The sequence below is a fragment of the Bradyrhizobium ingae genome (assembly GCF_055791185.1).
Genome location: NZ_JBVUBB010000064.1, coordinates 1 through 25,012 on the forward strand (window position 1 = coordinate 1; position 25,012 = coordinate 25,012).

Sequence of the window (25,012 nt, forward strand, 5' to 3'; positions counted from 1 at the left end):
TCCGGCAAGATCATGCGCCGCATCCTGCGCAAGATCGCCGAGGACGAGCCGGGCAGCCTGGGGGACACCTCGACGCTCGCCGATCCCGCCGTGGTCGACGATCTCGTCAAGAACCGACAGAACAAGAGATAGGCGAGCACATGGATATCGACGCGGTCGCGATCGGTCGTCATCCTCCCGACGACGTCAATGTCGTCATTGAGGTGCCGCTCGGCGGTGAGCCGATCAAATACGAGATGGACAAGGCGTCGGGCACGTTGTTCGTCGACCGCTTCCTCTACACGCCGATGCGCTATCCCGGCAATTACGGCTTCGTGCCGCACACGCTGTCCGACGACGGTGACCCGATCGACGTGCTGATCGCCAACACCCGTCCGATCATTCCAGGCGCCGTGATGAACGTGCGGCCGATCGGCGTGTTGAAGATGGAGGATGATGGCGGCGGCGACGAAAAGATCATTGCGGTGCCGTCGTCGCGACTGACGCAACGCTATCAACATGTACAGACCTATACCGATCTGCCCGAAATCACCTGCAAGCAGATCGAGCATTTCTTCCTGCACTACAAGGATCTCGAGCCCGGTAAATGGTCGCGGCTCGCCGGCTGGGGGCACGTCGACGAGGCGCGCACATTGATCGAGGCGGCGGTCGCGCGTGCCGTGCGCGCAAAATCTGTTTGACGGAGAACCAAGATGAGACTCGTGCTGTTGGGACCACCCGGTGCCGGCAAGGGAACGCAGGCCTACAAGCTGTCGCAAATTCTCGCGATCCCGCAGCTGTCGACCGGCGACATGCTGCGCGCCGCCGTATCGGAGGGAAACGCGATCGGCCGACAGGCGGCCGAGATCATGCAGCGTGGCGAACTGGTGCCGGATCGATTGGTGGTCGGGCTGATCGCGGACCGGATCGCGCGGCCGGATGCGGCGCGCGGATTCATCCTGGACGGATTTCCGCGCACGGTGGCCCAGGCGCAAAGTCTCGACGATGTGCTCGATGTGCACGAGCTGAACTGCGTGCTCGAGCTCAAGGTTGACGAGCAGCATCTGCTCGACCGGATCCTCGGCCGCGCCATGCAGGCCCGCGAAAGCGGCGAGGCGGTGCGAGCCGACGACAATCAGGAAGCGCTCAGCGTGCGCCTGACGGCCTACGCCAACCAGACCAGGCCCTTGACCGACTACTACGCCGCAAAGGGGCTGCTGAGAACCATCGACGCCTCGCTGCCTATCGACCGCGTAACGGCTGCGCTAATCGATGCCGTTGAGGGATTAGACGGCAAGGCTTCGGCGACGATTGAGTAAGGCGGAGCATTGAACACCCGCCAAATGCATCGCGCCGACGAGGATCCGGAAAAACATGCGCCCGGTATGCCCAACTGTAAGACGTGGCCGTTGTCGCGGCCGCACATATTCTGAAATGCGCAGCGTGTCGTAGGTCGCTGACGCCGCCGCTATCGCCGTCGACGCATCCCATAGATGGAGCGTTCAGGCGCGGTCGGAATTCCCGATATAAGTCTCACGTTATGGGATTGCAGTCGCCGGCGACGTTTGGCGCGACTTGAGGTCATGGACCAGTCGTCGCAACATCACATTCAAAGAAACAGATGTCGGAGGAGAGACGCGACGCAGGCGTCGACGCCATCAATTCCGCTTCTGTGGCTTAACGAGCCCGCCGATCCGCACCCGGACGTCCGCGAAGGCTTCTGCACATCAAGAGAACGGATGGCCCAAAGAGGTCATCCATGGAGAGGGAACATGAAGGCGTTGCACGGTCTACGCTGGTACATGCTGGCACTGGTCGCAGTCGGCACGGTGATCAATTATATCGATCGAAATATCCTCGGCGTCCTCGCCCCGACGCTTCAGAAGGATCTGAATTTCACGACCCAGCAATACTCCTACATCGTTGCAACGTTCGGTCTCTGCTACGCGCTCATGCAGCCTCTCGCGGGCTACATCATCGACTACATCGGCCTCCGCCGGGGATTTTCAATTTTCTCCGTCGCCTGGGGCGCAGCTTGCGCTCTTCATGCATTGGCCGGTGGTTGGCTGTCGCTGGCATTCTTTCGGGCGCTGCTCGGATTTTCCGAAGCCGCGGCCATTCCCTCCGCTGTGAAGACCTTCGGCACGTGGTTTCCGGCAAAGGAGCGATCGGTCGCTGCCGGCTGGGTTACGACCGGTAGTTCGATCGGCGGCGCGCTCGCGCCGCCACTCGTGATCTGGCTGTCCCTCACCTGGAGTTGGCAAGTCGCGTTCCTGGTGAGCGGATCGCTGGCGGCTGCTTACGGGCTGCTGTGGTTCTTCCTGTATCGCGATCCGGAGCAGCATGGCCGTCTCGGCGAGCAGGAGCGTGAGTACATCCTGGCAGGACAGGACACCACGGTGCCGGCCAAGCCCTCGTTCCGCGAGGTTCTGGTGAAGCGCCAGTTCTGGGCCATCGCGGTGGCGCGATTCTTGACCGAGCCGGCCTGGCAAACCTTCAGCTTCTGGATTCCGCTCTATATGATCACGGCCCGGGGGATGGATATCAAGCAGTTCGCCTTGTTCGCATGGCTGCCGTTCCTCGGTTCCGATCTCGGCTGCATCCTCGGCGGATACCTGGCGCCGCTGCTCGTCAAGGTGTTCGGCATGACGCGCATCAATTCCCGTATTGCAGTCATCGGCATCGGCGCGTCCTGCATGATCGGCCCGGGACTCCTTGGGCTCGTGCACGGTCCGATCGGGGCAATCATGCTGTTCTCTCTCGGTGCGTTTGCGCACGGAATGCTGTCCAGCCTCCTTTACGCTCTTGGCACGGACGTGTTCGAGAAGCGCGATATCGCTGCGGCGACGGGAATGTGCGGCATGGCCGGCTGGATCGGAGGCACGCTGTTCTCCTTGCTTCTCGGGCAACTTTCCGGCGTGTTCGGGTATGAGCCGTTGTTCGTCCTCCTCTCGGTGTTTGACATCGCTGCGTTCCTTGTCGTCGCGGTCGTCATCGGTGAGCGTCGCTCGACGACAGCACGCCTAGGCCTTGCCTCTGCGTGAGCAGAACCAGGCGGCTCCCTTCGCCAGCGCGATGGGAGCCGCCCAACGTCCAGCATGAAGGACGAAGATTGCAAGAGATCGTCGAGCTTGCCGAGGGTGAGGCACGCATGGACGCCGTCCGCATCTCGTCGGAGGCTTGAGGGCGTGCAGAAGGAGATAGCGAAATGAGCGCGGGAAATCGGCTGCTGATAACGGGCGGGGCGGGCAGCGTTGCGAGGATGACGATCCCCCATCTGCGGCGCGCCGGACTGAAGCTTCGTCTGCTCGATCGCAGCAAGTTCAGCGAACCCGGCGAGGACGAGCAGGTCGTGTGCGATCTCGCCGATCAGGATGGATTGCGCGCAGCCATGTCGGGCTGCGACGCCGTGTTGCACCTGGCCGGTTGCACCACGGATGCTCCATGGAAAGACCAGGTCGCCGGCAATATCGAGGGCTGCATTGAAGTGTTCGAGGCGGCACGTGCGACGGGCGTCGAGCGTGTCATCTATGCCAGCAGCAATCATGTGGTCGGCATGTACCCCCGCAATCGCCGGCTGAGCGCCGACGCGCCCATGCGCCCGGATAGCCGCTATGGCGTCACCAAGGCATTCGGCGAACTGCTAGGCGCGTTCTTCGCGGCCAAGTATGGCCTTCGCGTCCTGTGCATCCGGATCGGCTCGGCCGAACCGCAACCGATTGATCGACGCCGGCTCTCGATTTGGCTGAGCCCACGCGATTTCGCGCAGCTCGTGGCCATTGGCGTGCGGAAGCCCGATCTGAGATACGCGGTGGTCTATGGTGTCTCGGACAATGCGCGTTCCTTCTATGATGGCGCCGGGGCCGACGTGCTCGGTTACAGGCCACTCGACCGGGCGGAAGACTACGCGGCAGCGATCATCGAGAAAGATCCGTACCCCGCCATGGACGCCGTCCTGAGGCCCGGTGAATTCGCGCAGGGTGGTTCGTTCGTCGACGGCGAGTTCGTCGGCTCTCCAAGCCGACTTTCCGAGTGGTGAGAAACGACAACAATGCGAATGCCGAATGCGCGAGTTTTCGGGAGACGAGCATGATTCTGCGCGTCGCCAAGGCCTATCCGACCTCAGATCAGCGCGCCCAGGAGCTGCCGATCTGGCTGCATCAATACAACTGGCATAGACCCCACGGTGGTATAGACTCTCAAACGCCGATCAGCAGGCTCGGTTTGACCAAGGACAACCTCTTGAGGCTCCACACCTAGAGCACGATCGACGCCTGGAGTGCCTTGCCGATTACGAGGTGACGAACCGCCTACGCGAGATCGGTTCGCGGCCGCTTTTCATGTGGCACGGTCAGCGCGACGAGGTGGTGCCCTACGCGGAAAGCGTACGGCTGCAGGCTGATCTGCTCGCTCACGGCCAGGCCTCGCGCCTCGAATTCGTCGGCGACGCGTTCGCTACCCATCGGGTCAGCGCCGATGGCGCCGCGCGTGGGGTCGCATTTCTCGCCCGCCACCTCTTGTCCGCTCGGACCTGATTCCGGGGGCAAGGTACCTTTATCGGGGTACGAGGCGCACGTTCGGGATCGTGCCCCGTCAAGACCGCCTGTGGCTGGCTCCGGACGATTTCTTCGCGTATGGAGGGACCAGCGATGGCATTCGGCCCAGCCGCGGAATGGTGCACCACGATCCTGGCGTCGAATTCCGCGTCCGCGGCGGTCTTGGTAATAAGATGGCGAAGCATTGACCAAGAGAGAGACGACCGACGCGGCCGGAATGGCCGCTGCAAAACGAGCGCGCGGAGGAAGCGGTCGCGTCAAGCTTGAGGAGGTCGCGCGAAAGGCCAATGTGTCGACCGCCACCGTATCGCGCGCCTTCAACGAACCCGAGAAGGTGTCCGAATCGGTCAGAGAGCGGGTGAAAGAGGCGGCGCGCGCCCTGAACTGGATTCCGAATGCGGCCGGACGGGCGCTTGCTTCCAGTCGGACACATATTGCCGGCGCCATCATACCGACCCTGGATGATGAAATCTTCGCTCATCAGGTCGCCGGCATGCAGGCCGTTTTCAGCGCACGCGGGTTTGCGCTGTTCCTCGGCTGCTCGAACTACGATCCGCAGGAGGGGTTGAGGCAGGCGGAAGCGATGCTCGCGCGCGGCGTGGAGGCCCTGGCCGTGGTCGGTGAAAATCATCCAGCCGAGCTGTTCGACGCGCTTCGCTCGAGGCGCATCCCCTATGTCGTGACCTACTCCTACAACAAGTCGTCACCTCATCCGTGCATCGGCTTCGATAATCGTGCCGCGTTCGATCGGCTCACGAACTACCTGCTGTCCCTCGGGCATCGTCGATTTGCCGCTATCTTCCAGCCCGAAGCCAACAATGACCGCGTCAAGGAAAGGCTCCGTGGAATCAGTGAGGCGCTCACGGCGGCCGGTCTGGAAATCCGCGCGCAGGATCTCATGATCGGATCCTCGACGCTGGAATTCGGTGCGGCAAGTTTTGCAAGATTGATGGGGCAGGCGAGCGAGGCGCGCCCCACCGCGATCATCTGCGGCAATGACAACATCGCGCTCGGCGCGTTGATGGCGGCCGGGGAATGCGGGCTCGAGGCGCCACGAGATTTTTCGATTACCGGCTTCGATGATCTGGCGATTTCGTCGCGCTTTGTGCCCAGGCTGACGACCATGAAAGTGGATAACCAGCGGATCGGCATGTTGGCAGCCAACGAGCTCCTCGCAGTGATTGCGGGCAAACAGGAGCACATTCAGTCTCAGGAGATTGCTCCGGTCCTGAAAATCCGCGACAGCGCCGGCAAGTCCCCGCAGATCACCACCGCGGGCATGCGCTAGTCCAGGTAAGCTTCTGTTTTATTTCAAGTAATGCAGGGTACGGGTCGCGCTTGACAAAGAGTATGTAAGCGCTTACATAACGGCGATTTTGGCTAAAAGCAAGAACGGCGGGACGACCCGCCGTGATGGACAGGAGGAAACCAGTGCGGAATGCATTTTTGCGGCGGGCCCGAAGCTGTTCGGTGCTGGCATCGCTGTTTTTGAGCGTGATCGGAGCGACCGGCCCGGCAACCGCCGAGGAAAAACTCGTCGTCTGGTGGAACAAGAGCTTCTACAAGGCCGAAGAGGATGCGCTGCTCGAAGCGATCCGCAAGTATGAGGCCAAGACCGGCGTCAAGGTCGACCTGTCACAGTACGCGACGCAGGACATGATTCCGAAGACCGTGGCCGCGCTCGATTCCGGTGTGGTGCCTGATGTGGCCTACGCCGACACGTTCAACTTTCAGAGCGTCGGCAAGTGGGCCTCGGAAGGCAAGCTTGAGGATGTGAGCTCCGTCCTCACGCCGATGAAGGATCAGTTCGACAGAAGTGCGCTCGACACGGTCATGCTGTCCAACGAGCAGACCAAGACCAAGGGCTATTACGCGTTTCCGGTCAAGCAGGCGACGCTGCACCTTCACTACTGGAAGGACATGCTGGAGCAGGCGGACCTCAAGGAAAGTGACATCCCGAAGGATTGGAAGGGCTTCTGGTCCTTCTGGTGCGACAAGGCGCAGCCGGCGGTGCGGAAAGCCAGCGGCAAGCGTGTGTACGGCATCGGTCTGCCGATGGGGGTCGACAGCACCGACAGCTTCATCGGGTATCTGACCTTCACCGAGGCCTATAACGTCGTGATGGTCGACGAGAACGGCCAACTCAAGCTCGACGATCCCAAGGTGAAGGCGGGTCTCGTCGCCGCGCTGAAGGACTATGTCGAACTCTACAACAAGGGATGCGTACCCTCGTCGGCGACGAGCTGGAAGGATGCCGACAACAACGTCGCCTTCCACAACAAGACGACGGTGATGACGTTCAACCCGACTATCTCGATCCCGGGCAAGTGGCTGGACGATTCCACCAATACGACGCTGACCGCCGAGCAGAGGGATGAAGCCAAGAAGAACTACGACGAGCGGATCCGTACGGTCGCCTGGCCGAGCAAGCCGGACGGCACGCCGATGCGCACGCGAAGCTCGGTCGTGGTCGGTGTGATCTTCCAGCAGGCCAAGAACAAGGCGCGCGCGAAGGAGTTCGTGCAGTTCCTGCTGCAGGATGAAAATCTGCAGCCTTATGTGGAAGGCGCGCTCGGACGCTGGTTCCCGGTGAAGTCCGCTGCTCAGAAGTCTTCATTCTGGGACACGGACAGCCATCGCAAGGTGCTGCGCGATCAGTTTGCTGCCGGCGTCGGCGGTTACGAGATGAGCCGGAACTACAAGTTCACGAGCGTCAACAACGAGAACGTCTGGGCGAAGGCGATGATCCGGGTGGTGCTCGACAAGGTGCCGGCCGAACAGGCCGTCGACGAGATGATCGATCGTATCAAAAAGCTCGTCAACGACTGACATGAGAAAAACCCCCGATGGACTCGTGGCCCGTCGGGGGACCAGCGGATCGTGAGCCGATTCCGTTGACCTTCGCCATCGACGCGCGCAACGTCGGCCTCGTTACGTAATTCCGCCGTTTTAGGAGCTGGCCCGTGACCGTATCAATCCAGGGCATCATTCCCGTGATGCTGACACCGTTCACCAAAGCGGATGTCATCGACTTTCAGGGGCTCGAAAACCTCATCGAGTGGTACGTAGCGAACGGCGCCGATACGCTGTTCGCCGTGGCCCAGTCGAGCGAGATGCAGTTTCTAAGCCTCGATGAGCGCGTTGAGCTGGCGCGTTTCGTCGCGCGAAAGGCGGCAGGCAGGCTGCCTGTCATCGCATCCGGCCATATCAGCGAATCCCGCGAAGATCAGTTGACCGAGCTCACCTCGATCGCCGCCACCGGCGTTGACGGCCTGGTATTGGTGACGAACCGCCTCGATCCAAAGAACGAGGGCAGCGACGCCTTCATCGATCGTTTGCGCTGGCTGCTCGATCGCCTGCCGGCCGATTTGCCGCTCGGCCTCTACGAATGCCCCGCGCCGTTCCGTCGGCTTCTGTCCGACGAGGAGCTGAAATTCTGCGCCGAGAGCGGACGGTTCGTGATTCTCAAGGACGTATCCTGCGATCTCGCCACTGTGCAACGCCGGGTGGCGCTGACGAAGAACTCAAAACTTTCCATCGTGAACGCCAACGCGGCGATCGCCTTCGATGCGATGAAGGCCGGCTCGCGAGGTTTCACTGGCGTGTTCACGAACTTTCACCCGGATCTCTACAAGTGGCTCATGACACGCCATTCCACTGATCCGGCGCTGGCGGACGATCTTTCCGTCTATCTCGCGCTCGCCGCGATGGCCGAGCCGATGGGCTATCCCAAGCTGGCGAAACTGTATCACCAGCGGCTCGGTACGTTCTCCTGCATCAGGAGCCGGGCCGTCGACTTCGACATCCACGAGCGCTTCTGGGCGCTCGATGCGTTGCTCGACAAGATCATGCAGGGGCAGGCGAGCTTCCGCGCCAGGATTGCGGCGACGCGCTGAGCATCGTCGCCGCCACTGTCCAAAGAGAGCGCGAACGTGACCGTTGCAAACCTTGATGACGTGAGGGCGATGGCCGCAAGGCGGCTGCCGAAGGTGTTTTTCGAATATATCGACGGCGCGGCCTTCAGCGAGGAGACCGCCCGCCGCAACGTCGCGGATTTCCGGCGCATCGAACTGCAGCAACGTGTGCTGATCGACGTTTCGCGGCGCGACCTCGGGGCCGAGTATCTCGGCCGTTCGCGGCCGTTGCCGTTTGCGCTCGGGCCGGTCGGTTTCTCGGGGCTGTTCTCCGAGCGGGGCGAGATCAAGGCTGCGCGGGCCGCCCATGCCGTCGGCATCCCCTATTGCCTGTCGAGCTTCGCCATCTCCTCTCTCGCCGAGTTGCGAGCCGCGACCGATGGCCCGCTCTGGTTCCAGCTCTACGTGCTCAAGGATCGCGATCTCGCGCGACGGATGATCGAGATTGCGATTGCCGCGGACGTCGAGGTGTTGTGCGTGACCGTCGATACGCCCGTAGGCGGTCTGCGCGAAAAGGATGTACGCAACGGCTTTCGAAGCCTGACCAGGGTCACCCCGCGTCTCGCCCTCGCGCTGGCGCGCAAGCCGATGTGGTGCGCGCGCATCCTTCGCCGGGGAATCCCGCAGATCGGCAATCTGGCCGATCTTCCGGAGTATGGCAGCAACGCGCTCGAGCAGGCGGCGCGGCTCGCCGCGCATATCGATGCGTCGATGACCTGGGACGATATCGCCTGGATCCGCAGGCTTTGGCCGGGCAAGCTCGTCCTGAAGGGTATCCTGAACGCGATCGATGCAGCCGAGGCTGTCCGCGTCGGTGCCGATGCCATCGTCGTCTCCAACCACGGGGGACGCCAGCTCGACAGCGCGTCTTCGACCATTGCGGCGCTGCCGCGCATCGTGGAGGCCGTCGGGGCGAGGATCGAAGTGCTGATGGACGGCGGTGTCCGCCGTGGCTCCGACATTCTCAAGGCCCTCGCGCTAGGTGCGCGCGGTGTGCTGCTCGGCCGCACCTATGCCTATGGGCTCGCCGCGGATGGCGAGCGTGGAGTTGCGCAGGTGATCCAGCTCATGGTCACGGAGATGGACGTCCAGATGGCGCAGATGGGTCTTTGTCACCTTGGTGGCATCGCCGATCGGCGCGACGAACTGCTGCGCTTCCGAGACGACGTGCCGGCATGACGCTGCGGGCCCAACCGGCGTGTTGCGCCGGTTGAGCCGGGAGGGAGCGCGCGAAAGCGATGAGCGGTGGGCTCGTCCCGCGCTGAGCTAGTGTTCTGCCGATTCAGAGACAAACGCGGCAAGCTCGGGAGTTCCGGGCGTGCGCAGGATGTCCGAAGATCCCATTTCATGGACCTTGCCGTTGCGCATGTAGATCACCCGGTCCGCCACCTTGCGGGCAAAGGCCATTTCGTGGGTCACCAGGATCATGGTCATGCCGTCGGCCGCAAGCTGCTCCATGACGCGCAGCACCTCGCCGGTCAGTTGCGGGTCGAGCGCTGAGGTGACCTCATCGAACAGCATCAGCTTGGGCTCCATCGCAAGGCTCCGGGCAATGGCCACGCGCTGTTGCTGACCGCCCGAGAGCTGCTCCGGATAGAAGTCCATCTTGTCGCGAAGTCCGACCTTGGAGATGACGGAGTCGGCGATTTCGCGAGCTTCTTTTTGCTTGATGCCTTTGACCAGGCGTGGAGCGAGCATGACGTTCTGCGCGACGGTCAGATGCGGAAAGAGGTTGTAGCTCTGAAACACGATTCCGACGTCGCGCCGCAGCGCCTTCAGGTCCACATTGGTATCGTGGAGCCGGTGCCCGCAGATCACCATCGATCCGCCCTGGATCGTCTCCAGGTGATCCATGCAGCGCAGCGCGGTGCTCTTTCCCGAGCCGCTCTGTCCGATGATCGCGGCAACCTGGCCCTTGCTCACATCGAACGTGACGCCCTTGAGGACCTCGAGATTGCCAAAGCTCTTCTTGACGTCCTTGAGTTCAACGATTGGCGACATTGAGCTTCCTTTCGAGGGCTCTGCTCTGGACTGAAAGCGGATAGCAGACGGCGAAATACATCAGCGCGGCGATTCCGAAGTAGAGGAATGGCTGGAACGTCGCGTTGTTGATGATCTTGGCATTGTAGGAGAGTTCGGCATAACCGACGACGAGCGAAGCGACCGACGTGTTCTTGACGATCTGAACCATGAAGCCGACCGTCGGCGGGATGGCGATGCGCAGCGCCTGCGGCAGGATCACGGCCCTCATGCGCTGCCAACGGGTGAGGCCGAGGCATTCGGCTGCCTCCCATTGCGGCTTCGCCACCGCCTCGATGCACCCCCGCCAGATCTCGCCGAGATAGGCGCTGCTATAGAGCGTGAGCGCAAAGGTTGCGGCCACGAGGGGGGAAAGCGAATCGTAACCGAGGATACTCGGTCCGTAAAAGCAGAGGCCCATCAGGACGAGCAGCGGCAGGCCCTGCATGATCTCGATATAGGTCGCCGCCCCGCGTGAAATCACCCGACTTGATGAAACGCGGGCGAGGCCGATGAAGAAGCCGATCAGGCCGCCAAACAGGAAGGTCAGGACGCTGAGTACGATGGTCCCCCAAAGTCCCTTCAGCAACGAGATGATGTAAACGCTGTTCATTTGCGTTTCCGATGCTCAAAGAGGAGTGCCGAGCTTGCGCCGACGCGGAAACATCGTAAGTCCCAGCAGCTTGAAGCCGGCCCGCACGAGCACGGCAAGCAGCAGGTAGATGACGCCGAGCACGACGAAGATTTCGAAGTTGCGGAAGGTTTCGCTCTGGATCCGGTTGGACATGCCGAACAGTTCCTCCACGCCCACCGATGACACGATGCTCGAGGCAAGCATCAACAGAACGTATTGGCTGGCGAGGGCGGGGTAGACCCGCTCGAGCGCCGGTCGGATGATCACGTGCAGATAGGTCTGGGTCCGCGACAGGCCGAGACAGCTTGCCGCTTCGAGCTGGCCGCGATGGATCGATTCGATGCCTGCCCGGACGATCTCGGTCGTGTACGCGCCGATATTCACGGTCAGGGCGATGGTCGCGCCGACCAGGATCGGCAGACGAATGCCGAGGCTCGCAATGCCGAAGATCAGGAAATATGACTGGACGAGCAGCGGCGTATTACGGATGAACTCGACGTAGAGCGAAACGATGGTCCGCGCCCAGGGCGGTCCTCCGCTGCGAACCACCGCGCAGAACGCGCCGATCAGAATGCCGAACACGGTGGAAAAGAAGGTGAGACGCAACGTCGTCCAGGCACCCTCGAGCAGGAGGGGCCACTCTGCCAGCACTGCTCCGAAATCAAACTGATATGTCATGGCACTTCGCTTGCTCCACCGTGATACGCGACATCACTGAGATGCCGCGATGACCTCTTTGGGCAGGTCGGTGCCCTGAAACTTCTTGAAGGCCTCCTGCAGCTTTCCGTTGGCGACATTCTTCTTCACCCACGCGTCGACCCATTGCTTCAGCTCGGTGTCCTCCTTGCGCATGCCGACACCCATGAGCGCGGTGCGAAGTGGAAGCTTGGGTTCGAGGTCTTTGGCAGGATTCTTCTTGTTGATGAGGTCGACCAGGGTCGGAACCTGAGCGACGAGGTCGACCTGGTTGGAGACCACCGCGGTCATCGTCGTCGCTTCATCCTCGAAACGGATGATATCCGCATCGCGCGGGGCCGCTGCGGTCAGGTCGGCGTCGTTAGTCGTGCCGCGGGTTACCGCGATGCGCTTTCCCGACAGGTCGCTGAAGGCCTTGATGTTCATGCTCTTCGGTGCCGCGACGTAGGTTGTCGCGCCGGCATAGGGCAGCGAGAATTCAATCAGCTTCTTCCGCTCGTCGGTGATCGACAGGGCGGACATGATGGCGTCGGCGCGGTTGGACAGCAGGAAGGGGATGCGATTTGCGCCGTTCGTCGAAACGATCTCCATCTTGACGCCGAGGTCGGATGCGAGAAGTTTGGCAGCTTCAACTTCCGAGCCGGTGGGATTCAGGTTCTCGTCCTTGAACGACCAGGGCGGCACACTCAGATCGATCGCGATGCGAATGACGCCGGCCGACTTGATCTTTTCCAGCGCGTCGGCGGATGCCACCTGGTTCATGGCGGCGAACGAAATCGCGGTGGCCGCGATAAGCTTCACGAGCTGTTTCATTCAATCCTCCGGATCGACAGTGACGATCAAATGGCTGATGGAAATACCTCGCCGATGGCGGCGAGATAGGGCGTTAGCGCGCTCACGATCGTTCGATCCAGAGGTACTCCGAATTTCTGCGCGTCTTGCAGGCGCGCGCGGGCCTGGTCTCCGGGAACGCGAACCTTGTCGACATCCGGCCGAGGAGGGTTGGCGTGGCACGCGTCCGTCAGCCAGGTCATTTCATCGAGGTAGTGCGCCGATCCGCCGAAGGCGGTCGGATCGATGACCTGCAGAAAAGTATTCATGATGATACCGGATAGGGCGTCCTTGCGGCCGACGCCGCTGAGACCTTGCGTGAGCGCCTCTACCAGAAGCGCCATCGCGTAACCCTTGTGCCCATGGTCGAGACCACCGACGGGCAGTACCGAGCCGCCACCGCTCACAACCACTTGTGGGTCATTGGAGGGCCGTCCCTCCGCATCGATCGCCCACTCGCCGGGATAGCGCATTCCGGCCTTCGCGAGCTGTGTCGAGCGATTGTTGGTCGTGATCGAGCAGCTGATGTCCAGCAGGATCGGGGCGTCACGCGTCGGCAGTCCCGCGGATAGCGGGTTCGGCGTGAACATCGAGCGGGTCCCGCCGTACGGCGCAACACCGACGGCTGTCGGGCCCGAACAGGCCAGGATGACCATCAGTTTCTTGTCGGTGAGGCGCGGCAGATAGGTCGCAAGCGCGCCGGTATGGTGTCCCTCCGCGATCGTGACGGTCACGACACCGAATTTCTCGATGCGTTCAAGCGCGCAATCGATTGCGCGATTGATCAGCCATGCGCCCGGCAGGCGTCGGCCCTGCCAGGCGACGCAAGCGCCGCGATCGGAGATGATGTCGAAGTTGCCCTGGACTTTCATCGCGCCGGCGCGGATCTCATTCAGATACCACGGCGCTATGGCAAGGCCGTGCGTGGCATGCCCGATCATGTCCGCGGCGAGCAGGCATTCCGTCACGTCTCGCGCCATCGCGCGATTCATGTCCGCGGCGAGAAAGAGCTTCTCGAGGAGAGAGCGGACTGACTGAACGTCGTAGCGATCGGGCGCGGCCTGAACTTCCCTGGGGTCACTTGGCATTGGTCACCTCGGGCGGGAGATCAATGCTGAAATAGCTCTTGAAAGTGCTGTTCAGGCTTCCATCACGGAGGCTGGCCTCGATCCATTCATTGAGCTTGGCTTCGAGCGCCGCTTCGCCTTTCTTGAAGCCAATACCGGTGACGTTCGTCTTGAGCACGATTTTCGGTACAAGGGCGAGGCCCGGGTTCTTCATATTCACGATCGTGAGCAGGGCAGGCGCCGTCGCGTAGCAGTTTGCCTGACCGCTCAGAAGGGCAGTGATCGAGGTCGCGTCGTCCTCGAAGCGCACGATATCGGTGCCGGGCAACGCCGCATTCGTGATCTCGGCATCGTTGGTGGTACCTCGCGTCACGGCAATGCGCTTGCCAACGAGATCCTCGAGCTTCGAGACATTGTCCGCCTTCGGCGCACCGACGACAACCTGGATGGCGCTATACGGCCTCGAGAAGTCGATGACCTTCTTGCGCTCGTCGGTGATCGAGAGTGTCGAGATCACGATGTCGGAACGACCGGAGATGAGATAGGGAATGCGGTTCGCGGCTGTCGTCGGCACCAGCTCCACCTGAACCGCCCAGTCCTTTGCGAGCTTTTTGGCGATATCGACCTCGGATCCCGCGTATTGACCCGTCTCGTCGACGATGGAGTAGGGCGGCGCTGCCGGATCGATCGAGATGCGGATCGTGCCTCGTGCCTTGATGTCAGCGAGCAGATCGGCTCTGCACGGCGCCGCCGTCAGGCAAACGCACGCGGCAATTGCGCTCATTGCAATAGGCGTGATGATTCCAGCGAATGCTCGCAATTCGTCCTCCCCGGCGACTTGTTTTTGGTGTTCTTGTTGCTTGACGTTATCGAGCGCTCCCATCGAGGAGAAGCGCATCTTTGGTTTTTGAGGTCTGCTGTCTCACTTCGTGGGACTGGTCCTGCCGGCCGTCGCCGTTGCCGCATCGCGGCCGGCAGTGGTGCGCCGCGTTGGCGCGATCAGAGCGCGCGGCGTGCGACAAGCAGTCTCTGTCCCGTCAATCCCTGCCGAGCATGAAGGAGAGCAACAGCTCGATCTGACCGTCCAGCATGTGGGTGCCGTCGCGGGTGGCGCAGCCGATCTTCATGGCCTCCGCGAGCAGCCGCGTCGGCACCGGGTCGGTGACGACATCCGCAACGACCATGTGTGGCGCGAGCTGGCTGGCATCGAGCGGGAGAGGATCACTGTCCCGCAAACCCGCCGAGGTGGCGTTGACGACGATGTCGCAGTCCGGCGGAACGGTCGTTGCGACCGAGACCTTGCCCGGGTACGCGGAGTTGAGCTTGTCGAACAGCGCGTCCTGATTGGTAGCGTTGATGTCGTGGAAGGTCAGATGGCGGGCGCCTTCCTCCAGCATCGAGACGCCGATTGACGAGCCGGCACCACCGGCGCCCACCATGAACACGCTCTTGCCGCTGATCGTGTGTCCCGCCTTCTTCAGACCCGCCGTCAAGCCCGCGCCATCAAAATTGTCGCCAAACCAGCGGCCATCCTGCTCGCGGCGCATGGCATTGATGGCGCCGAGCACCCTGGCGCGCTCGGATAGCCGGTCGCAGTGAGCAACCGCGCCGAACTTGTGCGGCAGGGTAATGAGAATGCTGTCGAGGTTGGGCATCGCCTTCAGCACAGGAAGCGCCGAGTCGAGATTGCCCTTTTGGATATGCAGCGGGACGAGCACGCCGTCGTAGTCGGCCTTCTGCATCCGTTCGGTCAGCCAACCCGGGGCAAGAACCTGCGCGATGGGTGAGCCGATCAGTGCGTGGACGCGTGTCTTTCCCGTCAAAGGCATTGTTGCGGATCCTCAAATTGGCTTTCGGCGCGCAGCGTGCACCACGTGCTTCCCGCAATGCCCTCCGCGCGCAAACGCTGCGCGCCGCGGGCATCGCGAGAGCGTTGTCTAGGGAATCTTCGGTGCGGGCGAAGGCGGGGCCATGGCATAGCCCCTCGCCTCGTAGTCGAAGTCGTGCAATTTGTTGATCGGCTCGGCCTTGTTGACGGGCGAGGCGTAGTAGGCGCGGATCTCCGCGATGCGGGTGATGTCTTCGTTGAAGATATACCACTCGTCGCCGCGCAATACCTCGCCGACGGCGGTCTTCCAATGTGTCCACTCGATCACCGCCTCACGGCCGTTCTCGCTTGCGAGCACTTTTTCGATCGTCCAGCGCGAGCCGAGCGTCTTGACGCACCACACCCAGCCGTCCGCGATCGCCTTGGCTCCGCGCCAGGGTGCACCCGGCAAACCGGGTGGGAAGTAATGGATGGCGTCGCTCGTGAAACAGTCGAGCAGGGCCTGATGATCGGCGTCGTTGCACGCATCGAAGTAGCGACGAATGAGCGCTTCGGCCTGTTGGGCTTTGGTTGAGGTCGTCATGACGTTACTCCGCTGCCTGACGGGCGCGCCACTCGGCGTATTCCTTCAGCGTCGCTTCGTTCGGAGGATAAGTTCCCCAAAGCGGCGCGCCCGCATCGATCTTGGTGAAAAGGAACTTTTCGCGCAGCTCCTGCTCATAGGAATCGTTGGCGAGTTCGTCGGCGACCGAACGCGGCACCACGACGACGCCGTCGCTGTCGCCGACGATGATGTCGCCGGGATAAACTGCGACGTCAGCGCAGCCGATCGGCAGTTGCATGTCGACGGCGCGATGGTAGGCGGGACGCGTCGAGGCTGTATTGGCCGTGCAGTATGCGGGGAACGGCATCTTGGAGATCTCCGTTCCGTCGCGGAAAGCTCCGTCCGTGATGGCGGCGGCGACGCCCTTGCGCATCATGCGGGTCATCAGCATGTTGCCTGCGGAGGCCGCGCGGGGATCGTTGCGGCTGTCGATCACCAGAACCTGGCCCGCGGCAATCGCTTCGATGGCTTCCCACTGGATGTTGTCTTCGCCACGCTTGCGCAGATCGGCCAGGTCCCAATCCTTGTCTTCGCGCGACGGAATGAAGCGCAGGGTGAATGCTTCACCCGCAAATGATCCTGCATCCGGATTGAGCGGCTTCACGCCGACGAGGAATTGCTGGCGGTAATTGCGCTTGAACAGCTGCGTGGTGAGTGTCGCTGTCGAGCAGGATTTCAGTTTGTTCAGGGTCTGCGTCGAAATCGAAGCCATCGTTTTGAGTCTCTCTCTTCAGGTCAGTCTGAGATCGGGGTCAGGCAGCGGCGGCGACGGCCTCGTCGACCATGTCGAACATCGAATAGCGTGGCACGTAACCGAGGATGGCGCGTGCCTTGGCGCCGTTGCCGTGCGTTCTTCCGAGCTCGACCGGTATCTTCGCTTCGACGATCCGGCGGCCGGTTTTCCTGGCAAGGTAGGGAATGAACTCACCGAGGCTGACGGGGCTGGTCGGCGCCAGGTTGAAGGTTTCGCCGATCGCCTCGGGCTTGTCGAAGATCAGGAGCAGGCCCTCGACGATGTCGCGTGCGTCGACCAGCTCCTGGGTATGTGGGACGCCGTTTGCGTCCATTGCGAGCAGTAATGGCTCATCCGGGCTCACCAGCGGTTCGAGCACGGCAAGAATCCGGGCGAGCTCGCTGCTGGACGTGGCGCCGGCGTGGTGGGTGCTGCTCGCCTTGAGGCTGCGGACGCGGCTGTTGACGTAAAACGCGGGGCCCGAATACTCGCCATTGGGGTCGATGAGCTCCCTGGCCGCCTCGGTGTGAGAGAAGATGGCCGTGCTAATGTCGAGCGATTTTTCGGTGCGGTGGTAGAACTTGACCATGTCCTCGCCCAACACCTTGCTCAGGCCGTAGAACGTGTAGGGTTCCTTGGGATGGTTTTCGTCGGTCGGCCGATACCGAGCGAACCGCGTCGGATAGACCTGGTCGCTGGATGCAAAGACCATGCGGACGTAACGCCTCTGCGACTCCAGGGCTGCGGCGCGCAGGACGTTGTAGGTTCCGACAACGTTGACGTCCCAGAGGAGATCGCGCGCCGTCGGCTGGAACGATATCACCGCGGCCATGTGAAAGACGGCATCGATGCCGTCCATGACGTGAGCGACCTCTTCGAAGTTGGCGAGATTGCCGGTGTGGCATTCGATGCCGGCGGCTTCAGCGGCAGCGCGGTGCGGGTCGCCGGGAATGGTGATGGTGCGAATATTGTGCCCGCGGGCCTTCAGCGCAGACGACAGCACACCGCCCACTCTGCCGGTTGCACCGGATACAAATATCTCCATGCTTCCACCCTGCAGCGTCTCCCGCCGTGATTTGTGCTGCGTGATCGCAACTGGCGGAATGACTTGTTTCGCAGAGAGATCGTATCGCGCGATCTTCTCTGCCTCACGGTCCACACCATAGCTTTCATTGCTGCGGGAGGAAGGTGCGTCAGCCGGGATGACCGGAAAACGTCTCACATCGTGGGATCATGTTCGAACGGCGTAACGCTCGATGACGTCAAGGTCAGGCTCGAACGCAAGACCAACGCCGTTCGACGCGCCGAGGGTGCCGTTCTGCGGCGTCGGCGTCGCGGCAATCCATGCTTCCGGCTCGACGAACAGGAATTCGATCAACGTGCTCTGGGACATGAGAGGCAGCATTGCCAAGGTCGCGAAATAGCCGGGCCCGAAATAGGGCGTGTGCGGCATCGCAATCTTGCCGCTGCGTTCGCATGCGGCAATGATCTGCGCGAACTCGGAGACGCCGCCGACCTTGGTCATGCTCGGTTGCGGATAGGTCACCGAAGCGATGATCCGCCGGAAATCGAAGGCAGTGCTGGCGTTCTCGCCCGCGCTGATGGCGATGCCGAGCTTCTCGATCTCGGCCATGCTCTGGTAGTCGTCGGGCGGAAAGACCGGCTCCTCTACCCAGAGAACATTGCAGCTCCTGAAGGTTTCGCGCAGTGCCGCGGCCTCCTGCACCGTCCAGGCGCAATTGGCGTCGACCATGAGGGGAATGTCGGGCCCGATGACGTCGCGAGCGCGCCTGATGACGTCGGGCGCGATCTCATGCAGCTTGATATGTCGATAGCCGAGTGCGAGGGCGCGCTCGCATTGCGCTGCCACGAGGTCCCTGTCGCCATAGCGAACGAGGCTTGCATAGGCCGGGCGCTGCGAAGGAGCATTCGCTCCCAGCAGTCGCCAGAGCGGCATCCCCAATCTTTTCGCCTTCAGGTCCCACAGCGCGATGTCGACGCCGGAGAGCGCGAAGACGGTGATCCCGTAGCGGCCGAAGAGATGGAGCCGCTTTTGGACGTCCAGATTCCACGCCGCGATGTCGTCGATGCTCGCCATCGTCACCAAGGGCGCGATCATGTGATCGACGGCGGCCTTCACCGCATCCAGGCAGAAATAGGCAAAGGCTTCGCCCCAGCCCACGTTCCCGGCCTCGTCCTCGACGCGGATGAGGACCATATCGAGCGTGTGCCATCGGGACGGTGTGCCGCCCGTGCCAGATCCGCCGTCGACGAACGGAATCCGCACCGGAAAGGTCTTGAGCGAGACGATCTTCGGCACGAAGCGATTGTCGCCGGCAGCTGACATGGTCTTCCTCTATAGCTTTATAGCTTTGCGATTGGGTCTGCCGAGCCGCGTTCGCCGACGTCGATCGACAATAGCTGGCCGGACAGCGGCGCATTGGCGAGGCTTTCTCGCGACAGCCCGGTACGCGCGCTGGTGACGAAGAGCTCGGACATCGAGGCGCCGCCAAATGTGATGCCGGTTGGACTCGGAACCGGCAGCGCGATGGTTCGTTCGATCTCGCCGCTGTCGTTGAGTTTGACGACGCTCCAGCCGTCGGACAGACCGACCCATGCACTGGAATTTCCGTCCACGGCCAATGCGCAGGGGGCGCCGGCGACCTTGGGAATGTCGGCAAATCTGCGCTTTCGGCCCGTCGTCAGCTCCAGAAGGTAGACGCACTGTCGCATCGGCAGCGTCGCGAACAGCCCGGTGTCGCCCGCGAAGACGATGTCGCTCACCCGGCCCTGCAGTTCGAATACGGACTTGAGGCCCGATTGCCTGCGCCACGGACCGATCCTGCTCAGATTGGCTTCCGCGTCGAACGCGGCGGCCCATACTTCACCTTGCGGGGATGCGCGCAGGACCTTGAGCGAAAGACCCGGCTTGCCCTCGATGCGCTCGCGGATGCCGGACAGATTGTCGACGATGACGTCATTGCCGACGGAAACAGCAATGCCGTCCTCGACGAGGCACAGAGAATTGATGCTCTCCGAGAGTTCCTGGAGCGCGATCGTGTATTGGCTCTTGCCTTCCGCCCTGATGGCCGGCGCCAGCAAGTCGGCATAGACCAGTGTCTCACTGCGCTTATCCCAACGGGGCGCAGCGCCGACGAAGGCCGCGGTCTTCGACCATACCGTGTAGTCGCCGGCATCATGCTGCCGGGCACTCTTGATGGCTGGCGCGAGCAGCTCGGAAATCCGCTTGGCGACATCGACGAGTTCCTGTCCCAATTGCTCGGCACGCTCGGCGGTGATGCGGAAGGTTGGGCCTGCCACGCTGATGGCGGCCAGCGGCTTGCCGGCGGGGTCGAGGATCGCCGTGCCCACGCAGCGGGTGCCGAGGATGATCTCCTCGTCATCGATCGCATAGCCGCGCGCGCGGACGATGGAGAGATGAGCCTTTAATTGTTCGGAATCGCAGATCGTCTTGTCCGTGAACCTGGGCAGTCCAGCGCGCAGCGTAAGGTCGACCTGGGCCTCCGAGAGATGGGCCAGTATGGCCTTGCCCTGGCTGGTGCAATGCATCGGCTTCAGCGCACCGAGCCTTGCATTCGATCGTTCGGAATGGGCGCTCTCGAAGCGGCCCAGGGACAGAACATGACTGCCTTCCTGGACCGCGAGATAGGCGGTCTCTCCCGTCAGGTCGCGCAGTCGTCGCAACTCCGAGGATGCGATGGATGCCAAGTCTGATGACGACCACGCGTTCTGCGCAAGATCGAGAAAATTGAAACCGAGCGTGTAGTTTTGCGTGCGCGTATCGCCCCGGATCAGGCCGCGCGAGATCAGCGCGGCAATGATGCGGTAGAGCGTCGCCCTGGGAATGCCCGTCTGCTCGGCGAGGGCCGTCTGATCCAGTGAGCCTGGAGATCTGCCGATCAGTTCGAGGATGTCACAAGCCTTGCCCAGGAGCGCCGTTCCGGCGACGTTCTTGGGGTGGATCAGATCCGGTGACCACTCGGCATCATGCTCGGGCATGGGCCGATCTTAATTTCAATGGATGAGACCATCCAGCTCACCTATAGGTGCGACGCAGCGCCAAACGGCCAAAATGCCCACATTCTGAGATTCTGTGGTTCCAGCGTTTATTGCACCGCAGCATTTGTCGAAGGACGCGCATGGTTCAAGAGTGAGCACGGCCAGCGGCAGGTGCCGGCCTAAGGATGGCCGTTGGTTACGCCTCGGCTGCAGGCGAGATGTTCTTCAGCGAAGCATCGTTGCGTCGCTGCCAGAAGGGAGCGTCGGCAAAGCGATGTTCGGATGCATACATCGCGCGCTGCGTAGCCAGATAGGATGCGATCCCCTCCAGAAACTGCCGCTCGTAGCGGCGGGATGCCGTTGGATCCCCCGTAAGCGCGCCAGCCACGCTCTCGGCAGCCTGGATGCCGCTCCATAGCGCAGTGGCAAGACCATTGGCTCCCAGCGGATCGAGCGCGCTCGCGGCATCGCCTGCGCGGACAATGCGATGGTCGATCATCCCTGACATGGTGGTGGTGCTCGCCGGCGCGAACTCAAGCTGCGCGCACGCAGCCACATCGATGCCCAGGCTCGTCACGCGTGCAGAGATTGCCTCGGTGTGCGAAACCAAATCGGCCCACGAAGTCACATCCTGGCGCAGGCCCGCCGGAAGCAGGTCCGTATCCGTGAAGAAGCAGAGGAGGACGCGGCCACCTGGCAGCATGGACATGTACCACCATCCCGCCGCCACGGCCTCGACAAGCGTCGCCGGCATGGCTTCGACGTCCGGCTCGAGCTCGAAAATGCCATAGCAGGCTACGAGCTTGTCCAGGCGCCGAAGCGGCGTTGCGCCGCCTGACGTCACCGAGGCGCGGCCGGAGCAATCGACAACGAACTCGGTCTCGATCGCAGAGCCGTCGGCAAGATCGACAATGATGCGGTCCTGCGCCCGTGAGAGCCGGCGGGCCTCGGCGCACCGGCGCGCGACGCCGTCGGCGTCGAGCGTCTGGGCCATGCGGGTCTCAAGCCGTTGCCGGTCGATATGCCAGCCCGACGCTCGCTCCTGGTGAAACGCATCCCGCCGCAATGTGGCGCTGCCCCACACCGAATAGCGCCCCTGGCACGCGATTGCGGTCTCGGCGTCGAGTAGACCAAGCCAGCCGAGACTCTCGAGATGGGGAGACGCCCGAAATGAAAGCGTTTCGCCGCGATTGGCGACGTCGTGACCGGGCGCAATGAGAAGCGGACGGCATCCCCGGCGCGACAGGGTGCGGGCGCAGGCCATCCCTGCCATTCCCGCGCCCAGAATCACGACCTGATGCATGCGTTTCAGGTACGGTCTTTGATCTTGGAAAGATCCAGTGTGCCGCGCTGCACTTCGACGAAGACATCCTTGGGAATGCCCGGCACGTCCTTGGGGCCGGCGCGGCGCACGACGACGCCCATCTGCGTCCACAGCTCGATCATCCTGCGCAATCCGTCGGTGTAGCTGGCTTCGACATGCAGACCGATGCCGGCCGCGCCGCGCGACCACGCCACCCGCGCGTGATAGAAGCGCAGCCGCTCCTCCGCCGAGAGGTCCGCGCGCATCATCTGCTGGTAGAAACCTTCCGGCAGGACGTCGACGGGAAGCAGCGCAGGCCACCAGACCGGCGTCGGGAAGCCGTCGGCCGTCAGCACGGACTGGCAGCTGAATGCATCGCCCTGCCAGGGAACGCCCATCCATCGCGTGAGATCGCCCGGCGCCTGCGGCCCCACGGGCGCGCCATCATCCTTGCGATCGGGATGACCGGAGAACACGTTCTGCGGATTGAGCTGCAATCCGACATCCTGCACGAGGCTCTTTCGCGTGGAGATCGCGATGCGGAAGGGAAGTGGCGTTTCCGTCGTGGACCGATACAGCTCGGCATGGCGGATCGGCCATGTGATCTCGACGCCCGGATGGAATGCGCCCCCCGAGCAGGCGTCCAGTGCCGCACGCGTGAGCGCCTCGGGGCGAAGCGGCAACGGCATGTCGTCGAGCTTCTCGACCGCGTTGGCGGCCGCGTCGTTGAGGTCGTCGGTGAATTCGCCTTTGGCCCAGCGGCTCAGGATCTCGTACTGGGTCCGCGTCAGCGTGAGCCAGCCGGTCGGGCTTCCCGGGAAATTGACGCCATCTCCGAGCATGGGAGGCAGCGCGTCGGAGCGCCGGTCTTCGCCGCCGGGCTTGCGGAACGCGGCCAGAACCTTTTCGCGCGCGGGACGCGCTTTCTCCGCGGGGTCCGCCAGCGACTGGACGACAACGGGATCTGACAGATCGTCGAGATCGGTCCAGGCCTTGCTGAGATAGGACGCCTGCACGATCCATTGCATCATGCCGGAGCGCCGCAGGATCGGAAGCACATCCCGGCGAAACGACACCGCGGCCGACACCGGCTTCATGTGCCCGGACGCGATCATCGCTTCGCGTGCCGCGTCGTAGAGGCTGACGATCGGCTCGATCTGCGGTGCGAATTTCGGACCGCAGCAGACGACCCAGGCCGGCTCGCAAGCCATGTCCGTGCCGCCGATCCGGACGCTGGCCTTCACCCAGCCGTCACACCAGTCGTCATGCCATCCGTCATTGTTGGTGAAGTCGCGCACCGGATTCTGCGGCAGGGCGGAATTGGAGATGCCGTCGGCAGGAAACACCAGCAGCCGCCCGGCTTCGTCGGTGCTGAGATGACCGAGCGTCACCGGCATCGTCTTCCAGAACTTGCCGGCCATGCGATAGGCCGCGTCACGGCCATCGGCGTTCTTCGAAGCGCCGTCGATCCGGACCGGACCTGCGTCGATGACCAGCATGTCCTCGCGGCGGGCCGGCTCGATGCCGGCATTACGCAGCGCGCCGGGAATGCCCGGCGCATTGTCGCCGCCGTCCATCGCGTTCGAGTAGCCGTACCAGGCTGCCTTGCTGTTCGCCACATGCACGGTCCATCGCAGGCCGTCGGCTTCGCCGAGCTCGCGCACGACGCGTCCCTGGTCGTCATAGCCGTACACGCGGAAGCGCTGGACCTGCTTCTTGATGCGGCTCGGTCCCTGCTTGAAACCGCCTGCGGGTTCGTTCATCAGGCCCGGCACTTCGGGCGCGAGGAACCATTCGTCGCCATTGCCGACGCGCGAAAAGCCGATCGCCGGAAAAATCGCCGCGCGCACGATGGCTGCACCGGCCGGCGCCTGCGCTTGCGCCTGCGCCGGCAACACGGCTGCCCTGAAAAGTGCAGGCGCTGCAAAACCGACGGCGGACGCGCTGATCAGGAAGTCACGGCGTTTCATGAGCGAACGTCTCCACTTGGTGACCCACGAAGATTCATAGAGCGATCACTAGGTAGAAACCTTTAACGTGTGGTTGTCTTGCGTTGCGGCGCGCCAGGAAAGCAACCTCCGGTGCCTTCTGCCGCACACCCAGGCTTTCTTGTTGCGGAATGTTGCCCGTGTCCGCGCCCGCCAACAGCCGCAACCTATTGGACATCTTTAGGACACGCATTTTTTGGAGTACCCAGCCGACTCGAAAACCAAATGGCGCAGGGAGTACAGAGCGTTGATACGAATTGGCTGTTACAGGCGGCAGATCGGAGCGGCCGTCCTCGGCTGTCTGCTGCTTGCGTCGTCGCATGCGAGCGCAACGATCGATGGTCTTGCCGGGATGTGGTCCGGGAACGGTTCCATGAAACTCTCGGAGGGCGGCCGCGAGCGAATTCGCTGCAAGGCAAGTTACGTGGTCAAGAAGTCCGAAAAATCCATGAACTTCGAGCTGAAATGCGCCAGCGATGCCTACAAGATGCTGCTGTCCGCCCAGATCGAGCAGGACGGCTCCACGATTTCGGGCAACTGGTTCGAAAGCGAGTATCGCCAGGGCGGCAAGATCACCGGCAAGAGCTCGGACGGACTTGTCGAAGCAAGGATCGAGGGCAACACCGTCGCCGCTTTCGTGACCATTCGAACCAAGGCGAACCACCAATCCTTCGCGCTGGAACTGTCTCTTATACACATCTGTGGGGTGTTTTGTTTGGGGGGGGGGGGGGGGGGGGGGGGGGGGGGGGGGGGGGGGGGGGGGGGGGGGGGGGGGGGGGGGGGGGGGGGGGGGGGGGGGGGGGGGGGGGGGGGGGGGGGGGGGGGGGGGGGGGGGGGGGG

General features: G+C 62.6%; 23 protein-coding genes and 2 pseudogenes. 10 read left to right on the plus strand and 15 right to left on the minus strand.

Annotated features, from left to right (window positions below; translation table 11 throughout):
* Positions 1-140: 140 nt before the first annotated feature.
* The 5 genes and pseudogenes from ppa to ACV1FX_RS40140 all read left to right on the plus strand — a co-directional run.
* Positions 141-680 (plus strand): inorganic diphosphatase, encoded by a 540-nt coding sequence (gene ppa, locus ACV1FX_RS40120; RefSeq protein ID WP_473123001.1) that lies wholly within the window; start codon positions 141-143, stop codon positions 678-680.
* A gap of 12 nt (positions 681-692) precedes the next feature.
* Positions 693-1,298, plus strand: coding sequence for an adenylate kinase (locus ACV1FX_RS40125; RefSeq protein ID WP_473123002.1), 606 nt, complete (start codon positions 693-695; stop codon positions 1,296-1,298).
* 453 nt (positions 1,299-1,751) lie between these two features.
* Positions 1,752-3,023, plus strand: coding sequence for an MFS transporter (locus ACV1FX_RS40130; protein ID WP_473123003.1), 1,272 nt, complete (start codon positions 1,752-1,754; stop codon positions 3,021-3,023).
* 164 nt (positions 3,024-3,187) lie between these two features.
* Positions 3,188-4,018: an NAD-dependent epimerase/dehydratase family protein gene (locus ACV1FX_RS40135; RefSeq protein WP_473123004.1), complete on the plus strand. Its 831-nt coding sequence runs from the start codon at positions 3,188-3,190 to the stop codon at positions 4,016-4,018.
* A 65-nt stretch (positions 4,019-4,083) separates the two neighbouring features.
* A pseudogene (locus tag ACV1FX_RS40140) lies at positions 4,084-4,239 on the plus strand (IS481 family transposase); the annotation flags it as partial.
* A gap of 50 nt (positions 4,240-4,289) precedes the next feature.
* On the opposite strand, the gene ACV1FX_RS40145 reads toward ACV1FX_RS40140, so the two are convergent.
* The gene (locus ACV1FX_RS40145) at positions 4,290-4,493 is read right to left on the minus strand and encodes a hypothetical protein (RefSeq protein ID WP_473123005.1); all 204 of its coding nucleotides are present in this window, start codon (positions 4,491-4,493) and stop codon (positions 4,290-4,292) included.
* A 259-nt stretch (positions 4,494-4,752) separates the two neighbouring features.
* Between ACV1FX_RS40145 and ACV1FX_RS40150 the strand changes: the two genes are divergently transcribed.
* The 4 genes from ACV1FX_RS40150 (at position 4,753) to ACV1FX_RS40165 (ending at position 9,628) form a co-directional block, all read left to right on the plus strand.
* Positions 4,753-5,823, plus strand: coding sequence for a LacI family DNA-binding transcriptional regulator (locus tag ACV1FX_RS40150; RefSeq protein WP_473123023.1), 1,071 nt, complete (start codon positions 4,753-4,755; stop codon positions 5,821-5,823).
* A 125-nt stretch (positions 5,824-5,948) separates the two neighbouring features.
* Positions 5,949-7,364, plus strand: a complete 1,416-nt coding sequence (locus tag ACV1FX_RS40155; protein ID WP_473123006.1) for an ABC transporter substrate-binding protein — start codon at positions 5,949-5,951, stop codon at positions 7,362-7,364.
* Positions 7,365-7,498: 134 nt separating this feature from the next.
* A complete protein-coding gene (locus ACV1FX_RS40160; RefSeq protein ID WP_473123007.1) occupies positions 7,499-8,431 on the plus strand; it encodes a dihydrodipicolinate synthase family protein in 933 nt (310 codons plus the stop codon).
* 36 nt (positions 8,432-8,467) lie between these two features.
* A complete protein-coding gene (locus ACV1FX_RS40165; RefSeq protein WP_473123008.1) occupies positions 8,468-9,628 on the plus strand; it encodes an alpha-hydroxy acid oxidase in 1,161 nt (386 codons plus the stop codon).
* An 87-nt stretch (positions 9,629-9,715) separates the two neighbouring features.
* On the opposite strand, the gene ACV1FX_RS40170 is transcribed toward ACV1FX_RS40165, so the two are convergent.
* The 14 genes from ACV1FX_RS40170 to goxA form a co-directional block, all read right to left on the minus strand.
* A complete protein-coding gene (locus ACV1FX_RS40170) occupies positions 9,716-10,450 on the minus strand; it encodes an amino acid ABC transporter ATP-binding protein (protein WP_473123009.1) in 735 nt (244 codons plus the stop codon).
* Positions 10,434-11,081, minus strand: a complete 648-nt coding sequence (locus ACV1FX_RS40175; RefSeq protein WP_473123010.1) for an amino acid ABC transporter permease — start codon at positions 11,079-11,081, stop codon at positions 10,434-10,436. Before ACV1FX_RS40175 ends, ACV1FX_RS40170 begins: the two co-directional genes overlap by 17 nt.
* 15 nt (positions 11,082-11,096) lie before the next feature.
* On the minus strand, positions 11,097-11,780 hold the full coding sequence (locus tag ACV1FX_RS40180) for an amino acid ABC transporter permease (RefSeq protein ID WP_473123011.1): 684 nt from the start codon (positions 11,778-11,780) through the stop codon (positions 11,097-11,099).
* 33 nt (positions 11,781-11,813) lie between these two features.
* Positions 11,814-12,611 carry a transporter substrate-binding domain-containing protein gene (locus ACV1FX_RS40185; protein ID WP_473123012.1) on the minus strand — a complete coding sequence of 266 codons (798 nt, stop codon included), beginning with the start codon at positions 12,609-12,611 and terminating at the stop codon, positions 11,814-11,816.
* A gap of 26 nt (positions 12,612-12,637) precedes the next feature.
* Positions 12,638-13,717: an Ldh family oxidoreductase gene (locus ACV1FX_RS40190; protein ID WP_473123013.1), complete on the minus strand. Its 1,080-nt coding sequence runs from the start codon at positions 13,715-13,717 to the stop codon at positions 12,638-12,640.
* Positions 13,707-14,480 carry a transporter substrate-binding domain-containing protein gene (locus ACV1FX_RS40195; protein ID WP_473123014.1) on the minus strand — a complete coding sequence of 258 codons (774 nt, stop codon included), beginning with the start codon at positions 14,478-14,480 and terminating at the stop codon, positions 13,707-13,709. Before ACV1FX_RS40195 ends, ACV1FX_RS40190 begins: the two co-directional genes overlap by 11 nt.
* A gap of 253 nt (positions 14,481-14,733) precedes the next feature.
* The gene (locus ACV1FX_RS40200) at positions 14,734-15,525 is read right to left on the minus strand and encodes a shikimate dehydrogenase family protein (protein ID WP_473123015.1); all 792 of its coding nucleotides are present in this window, start codon (positions 15,523-15,525) and stop codon (positions 14,734-14,736) included.
* 108 nt (positions 15,526-15,633) lie between these two features.
* Complete coding sequence (locus tag ACV1FX_RS40205; protein WP_473123016.1) at positions 15,634-16,107, minus strand: nuclear transport factor 2 family protein; 474 nt, start codon at positions 16,105-16,107, stop codon at positions 15,634-15,636.
* A 4-nt stretch (positions 16,108-16,111) separates the two neighbouring features.
* A complete protein-coding gene (locus ACV1FX_RS40210) occupies positions 16,112-16,840 on the minus strand; it encodes an RraA family protein (RefSeq protein WP_473123017.1) in 729 nt (242 codons plus the stop codon).
* A 40-nt stretch (positions 16,841-16,880) separates the two neighbouring features.
* Positions 16,881-17,906 carry an NAD-dependent epimerase/dehydratase family protein gene (locus ACV1FX_RS40215; protein WP_473123018.1) on the minus strand — a complete coding sequence of 342 codons (1,026 nt, stop codon included), beginning with the start codon at positions 17,904-17,906 and terminating at the stop codon, positions 16,881-16,883.
* A gap of 186 nt (positions 17,907-18,092) precedes the next feature.
* Positions 18,093-19,208, minus strand: coding sequence for a mandelate racemase/muconate lactonizing enzyme family protein (locus ACV1FX_RS40220; RefSeq protein WP_473123019.1), 1,116 nt, complete (start codon positions 19,206-19,208; stop codon positions 18,093-18,095).
* 17 nt (positions 19,209-19,225) lie between these two features.
* Positions 19,226-20,881, minus strand: coding sequence for an IclR family transcriptional regulator domain-containing protein (locus ACV1FX_RS40225; protein WP_473123020.1), 1,656 nt, complete (start codon positions 20,879-20,881; stop codon positions 19,226-19,228).
* A gap of 196 nt (positions 20,882-21,077) precedes the next feature.
* The gene (locus ACV1FX_RS40230) at positions 21,078-22,184 is read right to left on the minus strand and encodes an NAD(P)/FAD-dependent oxidoreductase (protein ID WP_473123021.1); all 1,107 of its coding nucleotides are present in this window, start codon (positions 22,182-22,184) and stop codon (positions 21,078-21,080) included.
* A gap of 5 nt (positions 22,185-22,189) precedes the next feature.
* The gene (gene goxA, locus ACV1FX_RS40235; RefSeq protein ID WP_473123022.1) at positions 22,190-24,154 is read right to left on the minus strand and encodes a CTQ-dependent glycine oxidase GoxA; all 1,965 of its coding nucleotides are present in this window, start codon (positions 24,152-24,154) and stop codon (positions 22,190-22,192) included.
* Positions 24,155-24,545: 391 nt separating this feature from the next.
* Here goxA and ACV1FX_RS40240 point away from each other — a divergent pair.
* Positions 24,546-25,012, plus strand: a pseudogene (locus tag ACV1FX_RS40240) (hypothetical protein); the annotation flags it as partial.

Coding starts and splice junctions, on each gene's coding strand:
- ACV1FX_RS40210 (WP_473123017.1), bottom strand. CDS start 16,840: ATGGCTTCGATTTCGACGCAGACCCTGAACAAACTGAAATCCTGCTCG.
- ACV1FX_RS40195 (WP_473123014.1), bottom strand. CDS start 14,480: ATGAGCGCAATTGCCGCGTGCGTTTGCCTGACGGCGGCGCCGTGCAGA.
- ACV1FX_RS40230 (WP_473123021.1), bottom strand. CDS start 22,184: ATGCATCAGGTCGTGATTCTGGGCGCGGGAATGGCAGGGATGGCCTGC.
- ppa (WP_473123001.1), top strand. CDS start 141: ATGGATATCGACGCGGTCGCGATCGGTCGTCATCCTCCCGACGACGTC.
- ACV1FX_RS40190 (WP_473123013.1), bottom strand. CDS start 13,717: ATGCCAAGTGACCCCAGGGAAGTTCAGGCCGCGCCCGATCGCTACGAC.
- ACV1FX_RS40180 (WP_473123011.1), bottom strand. CDS start 11,780: ATGACATATCAGTTTGATTTCGGAGCAGTGCTGGCAGAGTGGCCCCTC.
- ACV1FX_RS40215 (WP_473123018.1), bottom strand. CDS start 17,906: ATGGAGATATTTGTATCCGGTGCAACCGGCAGAGTGGGCGGTGTGCTG.
- goxA (WP_473123022.1), bottom strand. CDS start 24,154: ATGAAACGCCGTGACTTCCTGATCAGCGCGTCCGCCGTCGGTTTTGCA.
- ACV1FX_RS40130 (WP_473123003.1), top strand. CDS start 1,752: ATGAAGGCGTTGCACGGTCTACGCTGGTACATGCTGGCACTGGTCGCA.
- ACV1FX_RS40185 (WP_473123012.1), bottom strand. CDS start 12,611: ATGAAACAGCTCGTGAAGCTTATCGCGGCCACCGCGATTTCGTTCGCC.
- ACV1FX_RS40155 (WP_473123006.1), top strand. CDS start 5,949: ATGGACAGGAGGAAACCAGTGCGGAATGCATTTTTGCGGCGGGCCCGA.
- ACV1FX_RS40200 (WP_473123015.1), bottom strand. CDS start 15,525: ATGCCTTTGACGGGAAAGACACGCGTCCACGCACTGATCGGCTCACCC.
- ACV1FX_RS40225 (WP_473123020.1), bottom strand. CDS start 20,881: ATGCCCGAGCATGATGCCGAGTGGTCACCGGATCTGATCCACCCCAAG.
- ACV1FX_RS40170 (WP_473123009.1), bottom strand. CDS start 10,450: ATGTCGCCAATCGTTGAACTCAAGGACGTCAAGAAGAGCTTTGGCAAT.
- ACV1FX_RS40205 (WP_473123016.1), bottom strand. CDS start 16,107: ATGACGACCTCAACCAAAGCCCAACAGGCCGAAGCGCTCATTCGTCGC.
- ACV1FX_RS40125 (WP_473123002.1), top strand. CDS start 693: ATGAGACTCGTGCTGTTGGGACCACCCGGTGCCGGCAAGGGAACGCAG.
- ACV1FX_RS40220 (WP_473123019.1), bottom strand. CDS start 19,208: ATGTCAGCTGCCGGCGACAATCGCTTCGTGCCGAAGATCGTCTCGCTC.
- ACV1FX_RS40175 (WP_473123010.1), bottom strand. CDS start 11,081: ATGAACAGCGTTTACATCATCTCGTTGCTGAAGGGACTTTGGGGGACC.
- ACV1FX_RS40135 (WP_473123004.1), top strand. CDS start 3,188: ATGAGCGCGGGAAATCGGCTGCTGATAACGGGCGGGGCGGGCAGCGTT.
- ACV1FX_RS40150 (WP_473123023.1), top strand. CDS start 4,753: ATGGCCGCTGCAAAACGAGCGCGCGGAGGAAGCGGTCGCGTCAAGCTT.